The 15,410-nt window shown below is 62.6% G+C and carries 16 protein-coding genes; all 16 read right to left on the reverse strand.

Translation table 11 applies throughout. From position 1 onward, the window contains the following. The 16 genes from fliP to JFV30_RS20310 all read right to left on the reverse strand — a co-directional run bounded on the left by fliP (position 1) and on the right by JFV30_RS20310 (position 15,409). Positions 1 to 744, reverse strand: coding sequence for a flagellar type III secretion system pore protein FliP (gene fliP / locus JFV30_RS20235; protein ID WP_003214554.1), 744 nt, complete (start codon positions 742 to 744; stop codon positions 1 to 3). Then, positions 744 to 1,178, reverse strand: coding sequence for a flagellar biosynthetic protein FliO (gene fliO, locus JFV30_RS20240; protein ID WP_029615726.1), 435 nt, complete (start codon positions 1,176 to 1,178; stop codon positions 744 to 746). Before fliO ends, fliP begins: the two co-directional genes overlap by 1 nt. 1 nt (position 1,179) lies before the next feature. Beyond that, positions 1,180 to 1,647 carry a flagellar motor switch protein FliN gene (fliN, locus tag JFV30_RS20245; protein ID WP_010166093.1) on the reverse strand — a complete coding sequence of 156 codons (468 nt, stop codon included), beginning with the start codon at positions 1,645 to 1,647 and terminating at the stop codon, positions 1,180 to 1,182. A 34-nt stretch (positions 1,648 to 1,681) separates the two neighbouring features. After that, positions 1,682 to 2,650, reverse strand: a complete 969-nt coding sequence (gene fliM, locus JFV30_RS20250) for a flagellar motor switch protein FliM (RefSeq protein WP_010166091.1) — start codon at positions 2,648 to 2,650, stop codon at positions 1,682 to 1,684. Between the two features lie 9 nt (positions 2,651 to 2,659). Then, positions 2,660 to 3,160 (reverse strand): flagellar basal body-associated protein FliL, encoded by a 501-nt coding sequence (gene fliL, locus JFV30_RS20255; protein WP_169385958.1) that lies wholly within the window; start codon positions 3,158 to 3,160, stop codon positions 2,660 to 2,662. A gap of 249 nt (positions 3,161 to 3,409) precedes the next feature. Next, the gene (locus tag JFV30_RS20260; RefSeq protein WP_201125025.1) at positions 3,410 to 4,780 is read right to left on the reverse strand and encodes a flagellar hook-length control protein FliK; all 1,371 of its coding nucleotides are present in this window, start codon (positions 4,778 to 4,780) and stop codon (positions 3,410 to 3,412) included. A gap of 919 nt (positions 4,781 to 5,699) precedes the next feature. After that, the gene (locus JFV30_RS20265) at positions 5,700 to 6,047 is read right to left on the reverse strand and encodes an Hpt domain-containing protein (RefSeq protein WP_201125026.1); all 348 of its coding nucleotides are present in this window, start codon (positions 6,045 to 6,047) and stop codon (positions 5,700 to 5,702) included. A gap of 30 nt (positions 6,048 to 6,077) precedes the next feature. After that, complete coding sequence (locus JFV30_RS20270; RefSeq protein ID WP_201125027.1) at positions 6,078 to 7,796, reverse strand: ATP-binding SpoIIE family protein phosphatase; 1,719 nt, start codon at positions 7,794 to 7,796, stop codon at positions 6,078 to 6,080. After that, positions 7,793 to 8,098: an STAS domain-containing protein gene (locus JFV30_RS20275; RefSeq protein WP_010166062.1), complete on the reverse strand. Its 306-nt coding sequence runs from the start codon at positions 8,096 to 8,098 to the stop codon at positions 7,793 to 7,795. Before JFV30_RS20275 ends, JFV30_RS20270 begins: the two co-directional genes overlap by 4 nt. Before the next feature lie 88 nt (positions 8,099 to 8,186). After that, entirely contained in the window at positions 8,187 to 8,636 is a 450-nt protein-coding gene (fliJ, locus tag JFV30_RS20280) for a flagellar export protein FliJ (protein WP_008434833.1), read from the reverse strand. A 3-nt stretch (positions 8,637 to 8,639) separates the two neighbouring features. Then, on the reverse strand, positions 8,640 to 9,998 hold the full coding sequence (gene fliI / locus JFV30_RS20285; protein WP_010166057.1) for a flagellar protein export ATPase FliI: 1,359 nt from the start codon (positions 9,996 to 9,998) through the stop codon (positions 8,640 to 8,642). After that, positions 9,988 to 10,752, reverse strand: a complete 765-nt coding sequence (gene fliH / locus JFV30_RS20290; protein ID WP_010166055.1) for a flagellar assembly protein FliH — start codon at positions 10,750 to 10,752, stop codon at positions 9,988 to 9,990. The genes fliI and fliH overlap by 11 nt, the downstream gene beginning before the upstream one ends. A gap of 10 nt (positions 10,753 to 10,762) precedes the next feature. Continuing rightward, positions 10,763 to 11,782 carry a flagellar motor switch protein FliG gene (gene fliG / locus JFV30_RS20295; protein WP_010166053.1) on the reverse strand — a complete coding sequence of 340 codons (1,020 nt, stop codon included), beginning with the start codon at positions 11,780 to 11,782 and terminating at the stop codon, positions 10,763 to 10,765. Next, positions 11,775 to 13,550: a flagellar basal-body MS-ring/collar protein FliF gene (fliF, locus tag JFV30_RS20300; protein WP_010166051.1), complete on the reverse strand. Its 1,776-nt coding sequence runs from the start codon at positions 13,548 to 13,550 to the stop codon at positions 11,775 to 11,777. The genes fliG and fliF overlap by 8 nt, the downstream gene beginning before the upstream one ends. 14 nt (positions 13,551 to 13,564) lie before the next feature. Further along, positions 13,565 to 13,897, reverse strand: coding sequence for a flagellar hook-basal body complex protein FliE (fliE, locus tag JFV30_RS20305; RefSeq protein WP_010166049.1), 333 nt, complete (start codon positions 13,895 to 13,897; stop codon positions 13,565 to 13,567). A gap of 129 nt (positions 13,898 to 14,026) precedes the next feature. Continuing rightward, positions 14,027 to 15,409 carry a sigma-54-dependent transcriptional regulator gene (locus tag JFV30_RS20310; RefSeq protein ID WP_201125028.1) on the reverse strand — a complete coding sequence of 461 codons (1,383 nt, stop codon included), beginning with the start codon at positions 15,407 to 15,409 and terminating at the stop codon, positions 14,027 to 14,029. Position 15,410 lies beyond the last annotated feature (1 nt).

Here is a 15,410-nt window from a genome sequence, read left to right on the forward strand (position 1 = left end):
CTAAACCCCACCGAAACTGCCGGCCAGGGTGCCGATAATCAGCGCCCACCCGTCCACCAACACAAACAGCATGATCTTGAACGGCAACGAAATGATCAACGGCGACAGCATCATCATCCCCATGGCCATCAGCACACTCGCCACGACGAGGTCGATGATCAGGAACGGGATGAAGATCATGAAGCCGATCTGGAACGCAGTCTTCAGCTCCGAGGTCACGAACGCCGGCACCAGGATGGTCAGCGGCGCCATGTCGGGGCTGGCGATGTCGGTACGCTTGGACAACCGCACGAACAACTCAAGGTCGCTGGAACGGGTCTGGGACAGCATGAAATCCTTGATCGGGCCTTGCGCCTTGTCGATCGCATCCTGCGCGGTCATTTTCTCTGCCAGGTACGGTTGCAGGGCTTGCTGGTTCACCTTGTCGAACACTGGCGCCATGATGAACAGCGTCAAGAACAGCGCCATGCCGGTCAGGATCTGGTTCGACGGCGTCTGTTGCAGGCCGAGGGCCTGACGCAGGATCGAGAACACGATGATGATGCGGGTGAAGCTGGTCATCAGCATCACGAACGCGGGGATGAAGCTCAGCGCGGTCATGATCAGCAGGATCTGCAGGCTGACCGAATACTCCTGCGCGCCCGCCGCGTTGGTGCCCAGGGTGATCGCCGGGATCGACAACGGGTCCGCCGCGTACGCCAGCGGCGCTGCCAGCAACAGCATGAGCGTCAATAAAACGCGCATTACTTCTTATCCTTCTGATCCTTGCCCAGCAACTCCATGAGGCGCTGGGCGAATTCCGGCGTGGCCGCTTGAGTCTGGGCCACTTCCACAGGCGTCTTGAGCACGTGCAACGGGGTGATACGGCCAGGGGTGATGCCCAGCAGAATCTGCTCGTCACCGACTTGCACCAGCACCAGCCGGTCCCGCGGGCCCAGGGCTCGTGAACCCACCAGCTCGATGACCTGCGCATTGCCCGGGCCAATGCGTTGTACGCGGCGCAGCACCCAGGCGAGCACGAAGATCAGCCCCACCACCAGCAACAAACCCAGCACCAACTGCGTCAATTGCCCGCCGACGCCACTGCCCAGCGCCGGCGCGGCCGCCTGGGCGACCGGCTCTGCTGCCATTGCGCTCAAGGGCAGCGTCGATAACAGTCCTACCAATGAGCGCTTCATATCAACGCAACTTCTTGATGCGTTCGCTCGGGCTGATCACGTCGGTCAGGCGGATGCCGAACTTCTCGTTGACCACCACCACTTCGCCATGGGCGATCAGTGTGCCGTTGACCAGCACGTCCAGCGGCTCGCCGGCCAGGCGGTCCAGCTCGATCACCGAACCCTGGTTGAGTTGCAGCAGGTTGCGGATGTTGATTTCGGTGCTGCCGACTTCCATGGAGATCGACACCGGGATATCGAGGATCACGTCCAGGTTCGGACCATCCAGGGTTACCGGCTCGTTGTTCTTCGGCACGCTGCCGAACTCTTCCATGGGAATGCGATTACCCACCGGTGCGGTGGCCGCATCGGCCGCCAACAGAGCGTCGATATCGTCCTGGCCGACGTCGCCGGTTTCTTCCAGGGCAGCCGCCCACTCGTCAGCCAGGGCCTGGTCTTCGGCGGAAGTGTTTTCGTGTTCAGTAGCCATTACATGTCCTCGGCGGAGCAGAAATTAGTGTGGATCAGCGACGGTTGATCGGCTCAATCACTTGCAACGCGAGGTTGCCTTTGTGAGAGCCGAGCTTGACCTTGAACGACGGCACGCCATTGGCGCGCATGATCAGTTCTTCCGGCAGTTCGACGGGAATCACGTCCCCCGGCTGCATGTGCAAAATATCCCGCAAACGCAGCTGGCGACGGGCCACGGTGGCGCTCAGGGGCACGTCGACGTCCAGCAGGTCTTCGCGCAGGGCCTTGACCCAGCGTTCGTCCTGGTCGTCGAGGTCGGACTGGAAGCCCGCATCGAGCATCTCGCGCACCGGCTCGATCATCGAGTACGGCATGGTCACGTGCAGGTCGCCGCCACCGCCATCGAGTTCGATGTGGAAGGTGGAGACCACAATGGCTTCGCTGGGGCCGACGATGTTGGCCATGGCCGGGTTCACTTCCGAGTTGATGTACTCGAAGTTGACTTCCATGATCGCCTGCCAGGCTTCCTTCAAGTCGATGAAGGCCTGTTCCAGCACCATGCGCACCACGCGCAGTTCAGTCGGGGTGAATTCACGGCCTTCGATCTTGGCGTGACGGCCGTCACCGCCGAAGAAGTTATCCACCAGCTTGAACACCAGTTTGGCGTCGAGGATAAACAGCGCGGTACCGCGCAGCGGCTTGATCTTGACCAGGTTGAGGCTGGTGGGCACGTACAGCGAGTGCACGTATTCACCGAACTTCATCACCTGCACACCGCCCACCGCCACGTCCGCCGAGCGGCGCAGCATGTTGAACATGCTGATGCGGGTGTAACGGGCAAACCGTTCGTTGATCATTTCCAGGGTCGGCATGCGTCCACGGACGATGCGATCCTGACTGGTCAGGTCGTAGCTTTTGACGCTGCCGGGCTCGGCAGCCATTTCGGTCTGTACCAGACCATCGTCGACGCCATGGAGCAGCGCATCGATTTCATCCTGGGACAGCAGGTCCTGCACGGCCATGTCGTGATCCTACTGCAATACGAAATTAGTGAAGAGCACCTGCTCGATCACAGGTTTGCCGACTTCCTTCTGGGCCACTTCCTGCACGCTGGCAGTGACCTTCTGGCGCAGCATTTCCTGGCCCACCGGGGTGGCGAGGGTGTCGAAGGGCTGGGCAGAGAACAGCATCACCAGGTTGTTGCGGATCACTGGCATGTGCACCTTGAGGGCATCCAGGTCTGCCTGGTTACGCGCCAGCAGGGTAATGCTCACCTGCAGGTAGCGTTGGCGGCCGTTCTGATTGAAGTTGGCGACAAACGCCGGAAGCATCGGCTCGAAGATTGCCGGTTGCTTGACGTTGGGGTTGATCTCGGCTGTCGCTGCCGGTTTGCTTGCGGCACTGTGCATGAAGTACCAGGTAGCCCCCACGGACACGCCGATCGCCAGGAACAAGCCCAGAACAATCAGCAGGATAAGCTTGAGCTTGCCCTTGCCTGCGGGTGCTTTTGCTACGTCGTCGCTCTTCGCCATGCCAATAATCCGTCACTATTCGGGGATTCATAGTTCTGGGGAAAGGCAAGAGCAAGTGTTATGCCAGAGTTGTCTGTTCAAACGGGAAGAGTGAGGTGCTCTTACTCACAACGCCGATTAACTGTGGGAGCTGGCTTGCCTGCGATGAGGCCCTGCCAGGCGATATCTTGGTTGCTGACCCACCGCTATCGCAGGCAAGCCAGCTCCCACATGACCCGATTCCAACTGGAAATAAGGCCACTCTTCAGATCAGGCGTAGTAGTCCACCGCACTGGAGCCGATCACGGACTGCACAACCGGCGCTGCGACTTCAGCCACTTCACCGACACCGCCGCCATCAGCCCCATCACCCCGACCGCCATTGCCACTGACGCCGCGGGCCTGGTTCTGTTGTTGCTGGTCCTGGCCCTGTTGACCCTGCCAGCCACGGGACTGGTCGGACACGTTGACGTCGACCTGGCCCATGCCCTGCTGGGCGAACATCTCCCGCAGGCGGCCCGACTGGCTTTCCAGGGCTTCACGCACCACCGCGTGGCCGCTCATGAAGGTGACCTGCGCCTGTTGGTCGGCGGACATTTTCACGCTGATGTCCAGGCGGCCCAGTTCAGCAGGCTGCAACTGGATTTCGGCCGACTTGAGGTTGGCGCTGGACAGGTACATGACCCGGTTCACCACCTCATCCGTCCAGCCGCTCTGGTGCATGGCCAATGGCGCGTTGGCGACCGGCGGCAAGGCATTCGCGGTTTTCGGCGTGGCAGCCTGGGTCAGCGCGGCGAGACGGTTGGCGAAGTCATCGACACGGGTGTCGCTGCTGGCGTCCTTCAGGTCCTTGAGGCCGCTGTCGATCAGGCCGGTGAAGGCTTTGTCGCCGCCCTGGTCGGTGCTGTCCTTGGCCGCTTGCTGATCGACCATAGTGGCCAGGCCCGTGGCGAAGTTCTGCGCGGCGGTCGGCTGATCCTGGGTCGGGGCCGGGGCGGTTTTTGCCGGGGTTTGGCTGCTGGCGGAAACGTGTCCGCCCTGCTCCATGGCCAGGCGCACGGCGGGCATGGCGTCCAGCGGATCGGCTTCGGGGTCGAAGGCGGGCTTGGCGTCATCGGTCGCGGCCACCGCAGGTGCCACCACGGGTTGGGCCTTGTCGTCTTTCGCTGCAGCCGGTGCCGGCGTTTCGACGGGCGCCGGCGCTGCGGGAACGGGAACGGGGACGACCGCCGCCACAAGCGCCGGGTCGACGGTGGGGTCAACCGGGGGTTGCTGGGCCAGGGTCGGGTCGTCTGCCGGGGGCGCGTCGTCGGTTTTGGCGGTGGTGTCCGGGGTGTCGGACTTGGCCGGCGGGGTGGCAGGCAAAGTCTTGCCGTTATCGGCAACCGATGGGGTGCCGGCGGCAGGCTTGTCGTTGTTGGCGGCGGGCTTTGCGCTGCTGTCGGCAGGCTTGTCGCGGGTGGATCTGGTCGTGGTGTCGGTGGGTTTTGCCGCAGGCGTGGAGGCCTGGTTGGCGAACACCTGAGCGAAGCCCGGGGCCTTGTCCCGCGGGTCCGCAGCCACTGCCGGTGGATTGGCAGCGGGCGCTTGAGGCTTGGCCGCAGGGGCCGCCTGAAGGAGCGAATTCGGGGTGATTGCCATATATAAGAGTCTCCGCCGCACAGGGGTCGAGGGTGCGGTTACAGGAGGTAGAGCAAGAGTTGGGCCAGCTTTTGGTTTTGGTGTGTATATCCGTTGTTTGGGTTAGGGCCGCTATTGGTTCCGCTCTTACAGCGGGTCACTTTTGAAAGGAGCCCAAAAGTAACCAAAAGGCTCTTGCCCCACCACTCGGCACCTCGCCTAGGCTCGGTGTGCCCTCTCTCCGGTACTACTCCGCGGGCCGCCGCGACGGGGCGTCCCTGCCCCGTCGCGGCTAAACCGGCGTCCTGCCGGTTTACCCGCTCCGTACTACCTGCGTTCGGCCAGCGTGGTTTAACGGGGCGCCTAAGATCAAGATCAAAAGCAGATCAAGAACACAGCGGCCTACAGGCCGGCTTGAGTGGTGTGAAGCAAAGGCAAAATCAAAAGCCAGAGCGGGCACGGTCAAATGTGGGAGCTGGCTTGCCTGCGATAGCATCGCCTCGGTGTACCTGAAAAACCGAGTTGTCTGCATCGCAGGCAAGCCAGCTCCCACAGAAAAGCAGAGCTGCATCAGTTTCAGATTTGGCTTTCGCTCTGGCTTTTGATCTGGCTTCTACCACTCAAGCCGGCCTGTAGGCCGCTGTGCTGTAGATTTTGATCTTGATCTGGCTCTGACTGCCCCAATAAGCCCGAGGCCGAACGCAGGGATTGAGGAGCGGGTAAACCGGCAGGACGCCGGTTTAGCCGCGACGGGGCAGGGACGCCCCGTCGCGGCGGCCCGCGGAGCAATCCCGGAGTGAGGGCACACCGAGCCTAGGCGAGGTGCCGACAGGCGGGGCAGAGCCCTTTGGTTACTTTGGGGCTTTTCCAAAGTGACTCGCTGTAAGAGCGAAACCATAAGCAGCCGTTACCGAAATAACGGATATACACCCCACCAGCGTCAGAGCCCAAACCGCTCCCGCTCATGCTCATACAACGGCCTTACCAACGCGAATTCATGGTCAATCTCATCCACCAACTGCCCCAAATCCGCAACCACAGGCCTGGCCGACCTATCCTCAAGCAACTGACAAAGCTCAGCCAACCGCACGGCCCCAAGGTTACCGCTACTCCCCTTGAAGCTATGGGCAATCCGCCCCAGCGCCTTGGCATCATCCCGCGCCCGGCGCAGCGCCTCTACCCGCTTCTGCGAGTCATCGAGAAACGTGTCGAGCAGCTTCGGATACTCGCCCTCCATGACCTCCTGCAAGCCGGTCAGCACATCGGGGTCCAGATGAATCTCTGCCACTTGTTCGCTCCTTGATCAAGAATCGGCGGATTATGCCAGAGCCTTCCATGAAAACTCCACGCACACACACCGCCCGCCGTCAGACCAGCCTACATCGCTGCTCAACTGACGTACCAGGCTCAACCCCCGACCAGACAGACGGTCAACATCCAGCGGCCTGGCCAGCACCTTCTCCACATCAAACCCCGGCCCACTGTCCTCGATCCGCAAGGTCAGGCAACCGCCCTCCCCGGCCGGCACCACATTGAGGTGCACCCGCACATACCCGCTGTTCACCTGCGCCAGCCGCTCATTACGCTCCCGGTAATACGCCGCAAATCCCTGGGCATCCCGCTTCAGCCGCGAATCCAGCCCCAGCACGCCATGCTCCAGGGCATTGGAATACAACTCAGCCATCACCGTGTACAACGCACCGCTCTGCTCACGCAGCCCATGAATCTCCAACAGCAGTTGCAGCAAATACGGCAAAGGGTTGTAGGACTTGAGCGTCTCGGCACGAAATTCAAAGCTGACCGACCAATCCAGCGGCGACGACTGGCCGCTGTCGGAATACATCACCGACGGCGAGCGCAACACCTCCCCCACCTGCAGGCTGATTTCCACCATGCTGATGTCATCGCGCACTTCACCGCGAAAACCCGCCAGGGCCTGCTCGATCTCCTCGAACAACCGGTCGGGCTCGCGATTGGCCGCAAACACCTGCTGCAAACGCTCGGCGCCAAACAATTGCTCGTGGGCATCGGCGGTGTCCAGCACGCCATCCGACAACAAGAACACCCGGTCGCCCAGCGCCATCGGCCAGACTTCAGTGCGGTCATCAAACGCCTCGGCCGCCAATATGCCCAGCGGCAAATGCCGAGACACCAGCGGCGTGCGCTTGCCGGTGGCGATTTCATGCACGTAGCCCTCGGGCATGCCGCCGTTCCACACTTCCACCACCCGCCGCTGGGCGCTGAGGCACAGCAGGGTAGCGCAACAGAACATGTCCACCGGCAAGATGCGTTTGAGCTTGGCGTTCATCTCCCGCAACGTCTGCGCCAGGCCGTAACCCTTGGCGGTCATGCCGTAGAACACTTCCGCCAGGGGCATTGCGCCGACCGCGGCGGGCAAACCGTGGCCGGTGAAATCCCCCAGCAGCACATGCATGTCACCCGACGGCGTGTAGGCCGCCAACAGCAAATCGCCGTTGAACAGCGCGTAGGGCGATTGCACGTAGCGAATATTCGGCGCGGCGTTGATACAGCCGGAGTGGGCGACCTTGTCGAACACCGCCTTGGCCACCCGCTGTTCCTGCAACAGGTGGTCGTTGTGCCGGGCGATCAGGTCCCGCTGCTGTAATACCGTGGCCTGCAAGCGGCGCAGGCGGTCCATGGCGTTGATCTTCGCCGCCAGGATCACCTGGTTATAGGGTTTGGCCAGGAAGTCATCACCGCCCGCATCCAGGCACTGGGCCAGGGCTTCGCTCTCGCGCAGGGAGGTGAGAAAGATGATCGGCACCAGCGCCTCCCCCGCCAGGTGCTTGATCTGCCGGGCCGCCTCAAAGCCATCCATGACCGGCATCAGTGCGTCCATCAACACCAACTGCGGCCGCTCGCGGATGAACACTTGCACCGCTTCCTCGCCGTTGCTGGCGGTGATCACCTGGTGCCCCTGGCGGCGTACGATGGTCGACAGCAACAACAGGTCAGCGGCGCTGTCTTCGGCGATCAACACCGTCAGCGCCTCAAGGACCGGGGCCAGGACGCTCAAGTGAGGTCGAACAGTTTGTCGAAGTTGGAAATGGCGAGGATCTTGCGCACGTCGGAGTTGCTGTTGACCACCTGCACTTCGGCATTGTCGCCTCCGGCATGGTCACGCAACAGCAGGAGCATGCCCAGGGCCGAGCTGTCCATGTAGGTGGTTTCCTTCAAGTCCACCACGTAGATCTCGGGCACCTTGTAGAACCGCTCGTAGGCATCACGAAAGGCCTGGTGGCTACCGAAATCGAATCGCCCCCTGACGGTGATCGTCAACTTCGTCCCGTCCAGGGACACTTCTGATTCGACTGACATACGACTGCTTCCTTGTCATTGGCAATGTGCAACAAGGTTTAGCAGGTGATGGGGAAGTGGGCAAATCCATGCAGCAGCGGTGGCGCGGTTAATAGGGGTTTTGGCGGGGAAGACGTTGGGACAGCTCATCGAGCAATTTCTGCTCGCGCTTGTCTTCCAGCGCACGGGCTTCGTCGATGTAGCGCTGCACCAGTTTGCGCAGGCCTTCGACCCGGGCGTAGGCCTGTTGCCAACTGTCGCGGGCCTTGTCGACGTTGGCCTGGTGCCACGCCAGGCTCTGGCGTTGCTGGCCGACAGCGGTTTCCAGTTGATTGAGAAAGCCCTGGTACCCCATCAGCCATTGCCCGGAAACGCCCTTGCTGCCGCGCTCGATCCACTGTTGCTGATACTCGCCGCGAAAGCGCTCCAGGTCGCCCAGTTTGCTTTCCGCCAGGCGAACCTGGCCCTGGAAGTACCCCAGGCGCTGGACGGCGGTCTTTTCGGCTTTTTCGGCCATGTCCACCACCGGGGCAAGGCGCGCGGCACGCGTGTTGGCCATGGGTTATCCGCCTGGCGCCGGCGCGAATATGGTGCCCAGGTGCGCCTCGCTTTCACCCATGCTGATCTTGTCGTTGAGGCCCTGGCGCAGATAGGTCACCAGTTGCGGTTGCAGGGCAATCGCCAGGTCGGTCTCGCGATCGCCACCGGCCACGTAGGCGCCCACGCTGATCAGGTCGCGGCTCTGTTGATAGCGCGACCAGAGTTGCTTGAACTGCTGCGCGCGCATCATGTGCTCGGGTGTGACCACCGACGGCATCACCCGGCTGATGGAGGCTTCGATGTCGATGGCCGGGTAGTGCCCTTCCTCGGCCAAGCGCCGGGACAGCACGATGTGCCCGTCGAGCACGCCCCGTGCCGAGTCGGCAATCGGGTCCTGCTGGTCATCGCCTTCGGACAGCACGGTGTAGAACGCGGTGATTGAACCACCGCCAGCCTCGGAGTTACCGGCGCGCTCCACCAGCTTGGGCAGCTTGGCAAACACGGACGGCGGATAGCCCTTGGTGGCCGGCGGCTCGCCGATGGCCAGGGCGATTTCCCGCTGGGCCTGGGCGAAACGGGTCAGGGAGTCCATCAGCAACAGGACGTTCTTGCCCTTGTCGCGAAAATATTCGGCGATGCGTGTGCAGTACATCGCGGCGCGCAGGCGCATCAGCGGCGCGTCGTCCGCCGGCGAGGCGACCACGACGGAACGCTTGAGGCCTTCTTCGCCCAGGCTGTGCTCGATGAATTCCTTCACCTCGCGGCCCCGCTCGCCGATCAGCCCGACCACGATGATGTCGGCCTCGGTGAAGCGCGTCATCATGCCCAGCAACACCGACTTACCCACGCCGGTACCGGCGAACAGGCCCAGGCGCTGGCCACGGCCGACCGTCAATAAACCGTTGATGCTGCGAATGCCCACGTCCAGCGGCACGCTGATGGGGTTACGCTTGAGCGGGTTGATGGTCGGGCCGTCCATGGGCACCCAGTCTTCCGCCTTCATCCCGCCCTTGCCGTCGAGGGCACGGCCGGCGCCGTCGAGTACGCGACCGAGCATGCTCATGCCCATGGGCAGGCGGCCCGTATCAGCCAGCGGCACCACGCGGGCGCCGGGGGCGATGCCAGCGACGCTGCCGACCGGCATCAGGAATACTTTGCTGCCGGAAAAACCCATTACTTCGGCTTCGACCTGCACCGGGTGGTAGCTGTCGTCGTTGATCACCATGCAGCGGCTGCCCATGGCGGCGCGCAGGCCTTCGGCTTCCAGGGTCAGGCCGACCATGCGCAGCAGGCGGCCCTCCAGGATCGGCTGGCCCGGCAACTCGGTGACGTCGGCATAGCCACCCAGGCGCTTGGCAAAGCTGGTGCGATCAAGGCGCATCGGGGGTGTCCAGCTCGACGCTCAAGTCAGGCTCGGCGGGGTGCAGTGCCTGCTCGTGCAACTGGTCAAACAGCTTGGCCATGATCTGGCTGATGCGCGTCTCGATCGTGGCGTCGATGCGGCTGTGTTCGGTCTCCACCCGGCAACCGCCGGGCAGCAGCGCGGCGTCTTCGACGATGCGCCAGGTTTCTTCATGGCGCTCGCGCAGGGCTTTGACCTGTTCGAAATCCTGCGGGTTGATGTACAACCGCACATTGCCGACGCCCAGGGGCAGCAGCTTGAGGGCTTCGCGCATCACGCTTTCGATTTGCGTGGAGTCCAGCGCCAGCTCGCGCTGAATCACCTGGCGAGCGATGTGTTCCACCAGGCCAACCATGGCTTTTTCGATCTGTGAGTCCTGCTCGGCAATCGGATCGAACAGGCTGCCCATCAGGGTTTCCAGGCTGGCGAGCTTGACGCTCAGCGCCGCCTCGGCTTCCTGGCGGACCTTGAGGGTGGTGCTGCGAAAGCCGTCTTTCTCACCGGTGGAAAAGCCCTCGTTGTAGGCTTCCTGGCGAATGCTTTCCAGCTCTTCCAGGGTCAGTGGCTGGACTTCTTCCAGCGGCACTTCTTCCATCTCGGCCGGCGGCTCTTCTACCGGCTCCGGCTCAGGCTCCGGGCGATGCGGGTCGAAACTGGGCAGCGACCAGACGTCGAACCCTCCGACGTCCCGTGCGCGAATCAGATCGCTGGGCGTCTCATCTTTGTTCGACATGCGCGGCGCCTTAAATCATTTCTTCGCCGCCCTTCCCACCGAGAACGATTTCTCCGGCTTCGGCCATACGGCGGGCAATGGTGAGGATTTCTTTCTGCGCAGTTTCCACGTCGCTGACGCGCACCGGGCCCTTGGCCTCGAGGTCGTCGCGCAGCAGTTCGGAAGCCCGCTTGGACATGTTCTTGAAGATCTTTTCCTTGACGCCTTCGTCGGAGCCTTTGAGCGCCAGCACCAGCACGTCGGAGGAGACTTCCCGCAGCAACGCCTGGATGCCACGGTCGTCGACATCGGAGAGGTTGTTGAACACGAACATGAGGTCTTCGATCTGCACCGACAGGCTGTCGTCGATCTCGCGGATCGAGTCCATCAGTTGGCCTTCCACCGAGCTGTCGAGGAAGTTCATGATGTCGGCCGCACGCTTGATGCCGCCCAACGTGGTACGCGAAGCGTTGGAATTGCCCGAGAACTGCTTCTCGAGAATCGTGTTGAGTTCTTTCAGGGCCGCCGGCTGCACGGTGTTCAACGACGAGACGCGCAGGATGATGTCCAGGCGCACCTTGTGGTCGAAATGACCGAGCACTTCACCGGCCTGGTCGGGGTCGAGGTACGCCACCACGATCGCCTGGATCTGCGGGTGCTCGTAGCGGATCACATCGGCCACGGCTCGCGGCTCCATCCACTTCAGGCTGTCGAGGCCGCTGGTGTTGCCACCCAGCAGGATGCGGTCGATCAGGCCGTTGGCCTTGTCTTCGCCCAGGGCCGAGGTGAGCATCTTGCGAATGTAGCTGTCGGAGCCGACGCCCAGGCTGGTCTGGTCGCCGACGATCTCGACGAACTCGCTCATCACCTGCTCGACTTGCTCGCGGTGCACATTGCGCATCTGCGCCATGGCCACGCCTACCCGTTGAACCTCTTTGGGGCCCATGTGGCGCAGCACTTGGGCGGCGTCGGTTTCTCCCAGGGACAGCAACAGCACGGCGGCTTTGTCGACCCGGGAGAGTTTGGCTACAGCGGCTCGAGCATCACTCATCTGCGTTAATCCACTCTTTCACGACCTGGGCCACACGACCCGGGTCTTCGGCCACCAGGCTCTTGATTGCGTTCAACTGAGCGTCATAACCCTCGCTCGGGCTCGGCAACAGAATGCTTTGCGGGCCACCAAGGCTCACGCGGTCGTTGGCCAGTTCGCCATCGAGGCCACCCATGCCCCCCAACTCGACATCGCCGCCTGCCAAAGCAAGCTGCTTTTTGCCGTGGCCGGTGATGTTGTTGAGCACCGGACGCAGCACGCCGAACACCAGCACCAGGATAAACAGCACACCCAGCACTTGCTTGACGATGTCCCAGAACCACGGCTGAGTATAGAACGCCGCCTCGGCGATGACTTCGCCACGCTCGGCGGAGAACGGCATATTGATCACGCTGACGCTGTCACCACGGCTGGCATCGAAGCCCACCGCGTCCTGCACCAGGCGGGTGAAGCGCGCCAATTCATCGGCGCTCCACGGCGCACGGGTGACGGCGCCGTCAGCGGCGTTGACCTTGACCTGGTCATCCACTACCACCGACACCGACAGGCGATTGATCCGGCCCTGTTGCTGCTTGGTGTGGCTGATGGAGCGGTCAAGCTCGAAGTTCTTGGTGGATTGTTGACGCTTGTCGGCCGGGTACGGCGCCAGCATCGGCTGGCCGGTGGCCGGGTCCATGATCTGCTGGCCGTTGGCGTCCAGCAGCGGCTGGCCAGGTTGCACCGCGCCTGCGGTAGCGGCAGCGCCACCGGTGGTTTGCGGGGCGGTAGCCGGGGTTGGCGGCTGGTTGCTCAGGGCACCCGGCACACCTTGCGGGCCATTGCTGGCGGTGCGTTGTTCAGTGGTCGACTGCTCGCTGCGCAGGGCCGGTTGGTCCGGGTTGAACTGCTCGGAAGTCGATTCGACCGCGCTGAAATCCACATCGGCCGACACTTCAGCCTTGTAGCGATCATTGCCCAACACCGGTTGCAGGATGTTGTGCACGCGCTGGGTCAGCATGCTTTCCATGCGACGGCTGTAGTCGAACTGCTTGCCGGCCATGGTCAGCGAGGAGTTTTCCGCCATGTCGGACAGCAGGTTGCCCTTCTGGTCGACCACGGTGATTTGCGACTTGCTCAATTCGGGAACGCTGGTGGCCACCAGGTTGATGATCGCCAATACCTGGCCAGGCTCCAGCGAGCGGCCAGCAAACAGTTCGACCAGTACCGAGGCGCTGGGCTTGCGCTCGTCGCGCACAAACACCGAGCTTTTCGGAATTGCCAGGTGCACGCGGGCACCCTTGACGTTGTTCAACGCGGAAATGGTGCGCGCCAGTTCGCCTTCCAGGCCGCGACGGTAGCGGGTGGCTTCCATGAACTGGCTGGTGCCCAGGCCCTGGTCCTTGTCGAGGATCTCAAAGCCGATATTGGCGTCGGACGGGGTCACGCCGGCGGCCGCCAGTTTCATGCGCGCACGGGCTACATCATCGGCCTTGACCAACAGCGCGCCGGAATTCGGTTCGACGGTGTAGGCAATATCTGCCGCCGCCAGGGTTTCCATGATCTGCTTGGAATCCATGCCCGCCAGGCTGCCGTACAGCGGGCGGTAATCCGGTTGCTGGGACCACAGCACCACGGCAAAACCAATCGCCACGCTGGCAGCCAGGCCGACCATCAGGCCCACCTGACGCAGCATGGTCATCTCGGAGAGGTTTTCCAGGAACGACAGGCCAAACAGCGGCGGCTTGCCGTCTGCCTTGGCGGGTGCGTTATCCACGACTGCTTCTGCCATGACTCAAATCGTCCTTAAACCGGCATCTGCATGATGTCTTGATAGGCTTGAACCAGCTTGTTGCGCACCTGGGTCAAGGCCTGGAATGAAACGCTGGCTTTTTGCGAGGCGACCATCACGTCGGTGAGGTCCACGCCGCTTTTGCCGATCTCGAAGGCGGTTGCCAACTGATTGGAAGCCTGCTGGGTATCGCTGACCTTGTTGATGGCCTGGCCGAGCATGTCGGCAAAGCTGCTCTGACCCAATTCCGGTACGGCTTGCGCGGCGGATTTCGGTTGAGACATGGCATCCATTTGCATGGACCGCATATCCAACATCAACCGATTGAATTCAACACCTTGGCTCATGAACGTTCTCTCCGACGACCCGCAATTTTTTGACACTACGCAACGGTTACTGGGGTGGTAGCAACAAGGGTGCCAGCTCCGTGGCAATTCGTAAGAAAAGGCGACTAACCCTGTCGGCTTCGAGAATTCTCAAGTGGCGTAGAGGTAGGCTTCCACGTCCATCCCGGCATCGCGCATCTGTGCCAGCTTGTAGCGCAAGGTGCGCGGGCTGATGCCCAGGCGCTCGGCGGCCTCTTTGCGGCGGCCGCGCTCGGAGCGCAGGGTGTCGATGATCATCTGGAATTCGCGGCGGCGCAGGTCGTCGCCCAAGGCACCGGCCGACTCGGCGGGCGCGGCTTCAATCAGCGGCGCAACCGCCAGCGTCGGCAAGGGCGCAGCGCCCGTACCCACGGCCAGGCAGAAATCCTGGGGCTGGATCAGGCCGCCCTGCTGCAAAATCAACGCACGCTGGATCGCATTGTCCAATTCCCGCACGTTGCCGGGCCATGGGTAGCTGATCAGGCAGGCCTGGGCGTCGGCCGACAGGCGCGCCTGGGCATGCTTCATTTTATTGACGTGCTTGCTCAGCAAGCGCTCTGCCAGCGGGATGATGTCTGCCGGACGCTCGCGCAACGGGCGCCAGGCCAACGGGAACACCGAGAGCCGGTAGAACAAATCCTCACGGAAACGCCCCGCCGCCACTTCGCCCGCCAGGTCGCGGTTGGTGGTGGCGACCACGCGGATGTCCAGTTGGATCGGCTTGCGCGCGCCCACCCGCTCCACTTCGCGCTCCTGCAATACCCGCAGCAACTTGGCTTGCAGGCCCAGGGGCATTTCGGAGATTTCGTCCAGCAGGATCGTGCCGCCGTCCGCCTGTTCGAACTTGCCGGCCTGCGCCGCGATGGCGCCGGTGAACGAGCCTTTCTCATGGCCGAACAAGGTGGCTTCGAGCATGTTGTCGGGGATGGCCGCGCAGTTGATCGCAATGAACGGCTGGCTGGCGCGATGGGATTGCTGGTGAATGTAGCGCGCCAGCACTTCCTTGCCGGTACCGGACTCGCCGGAGATCAGCACGGTGGAGTCGCTGCGGGCCACACGGGCGGCCAGTTCCAGCAATTGCGCACTGGCCGGCTCGAAGGCAATCGGACCTTCGCCATCGGCGGCGCCCAGGGTACCAAGGGCGTGCCGGGCGACCAGCTCGATCAAGGCTTTGGGCTCAAAAGGTTTGACCAGGTAATCCGCGGCGCCCTGGCGCATGGCATCGACGGCACGCTCTACGGCACCGTGGGCGGTCATCAACAGCACCGGCAACTGCGGCTGGCGCGCACGCAACAGGCCGAGCAACTGATGGCCGTCCATGCCCGGCATGTTCACGTCACTGACCACCAGGCTGAAGGACTCCTGATCGACCGCCTCCAAGGCTTCTTCGGCCGAACCGACCGCCCGGTAGTCATGGCCCGCCAGCAGCAGCGTGTCAGCCAATGCTTCACGCAGGGCGCGATCGTCTTCAACCAATAAAACCTTGATAGCCATG

Origin of the sequence: Pseudomonas sp. TH32 (assembly GCF_016650855.1) — a bacterium.
GTDB lineage: Bacteria > Pseudomonadota > Gammaproteobacteria > Pseudomonadales > Pseudomonadaceae > Aquipseudomonas.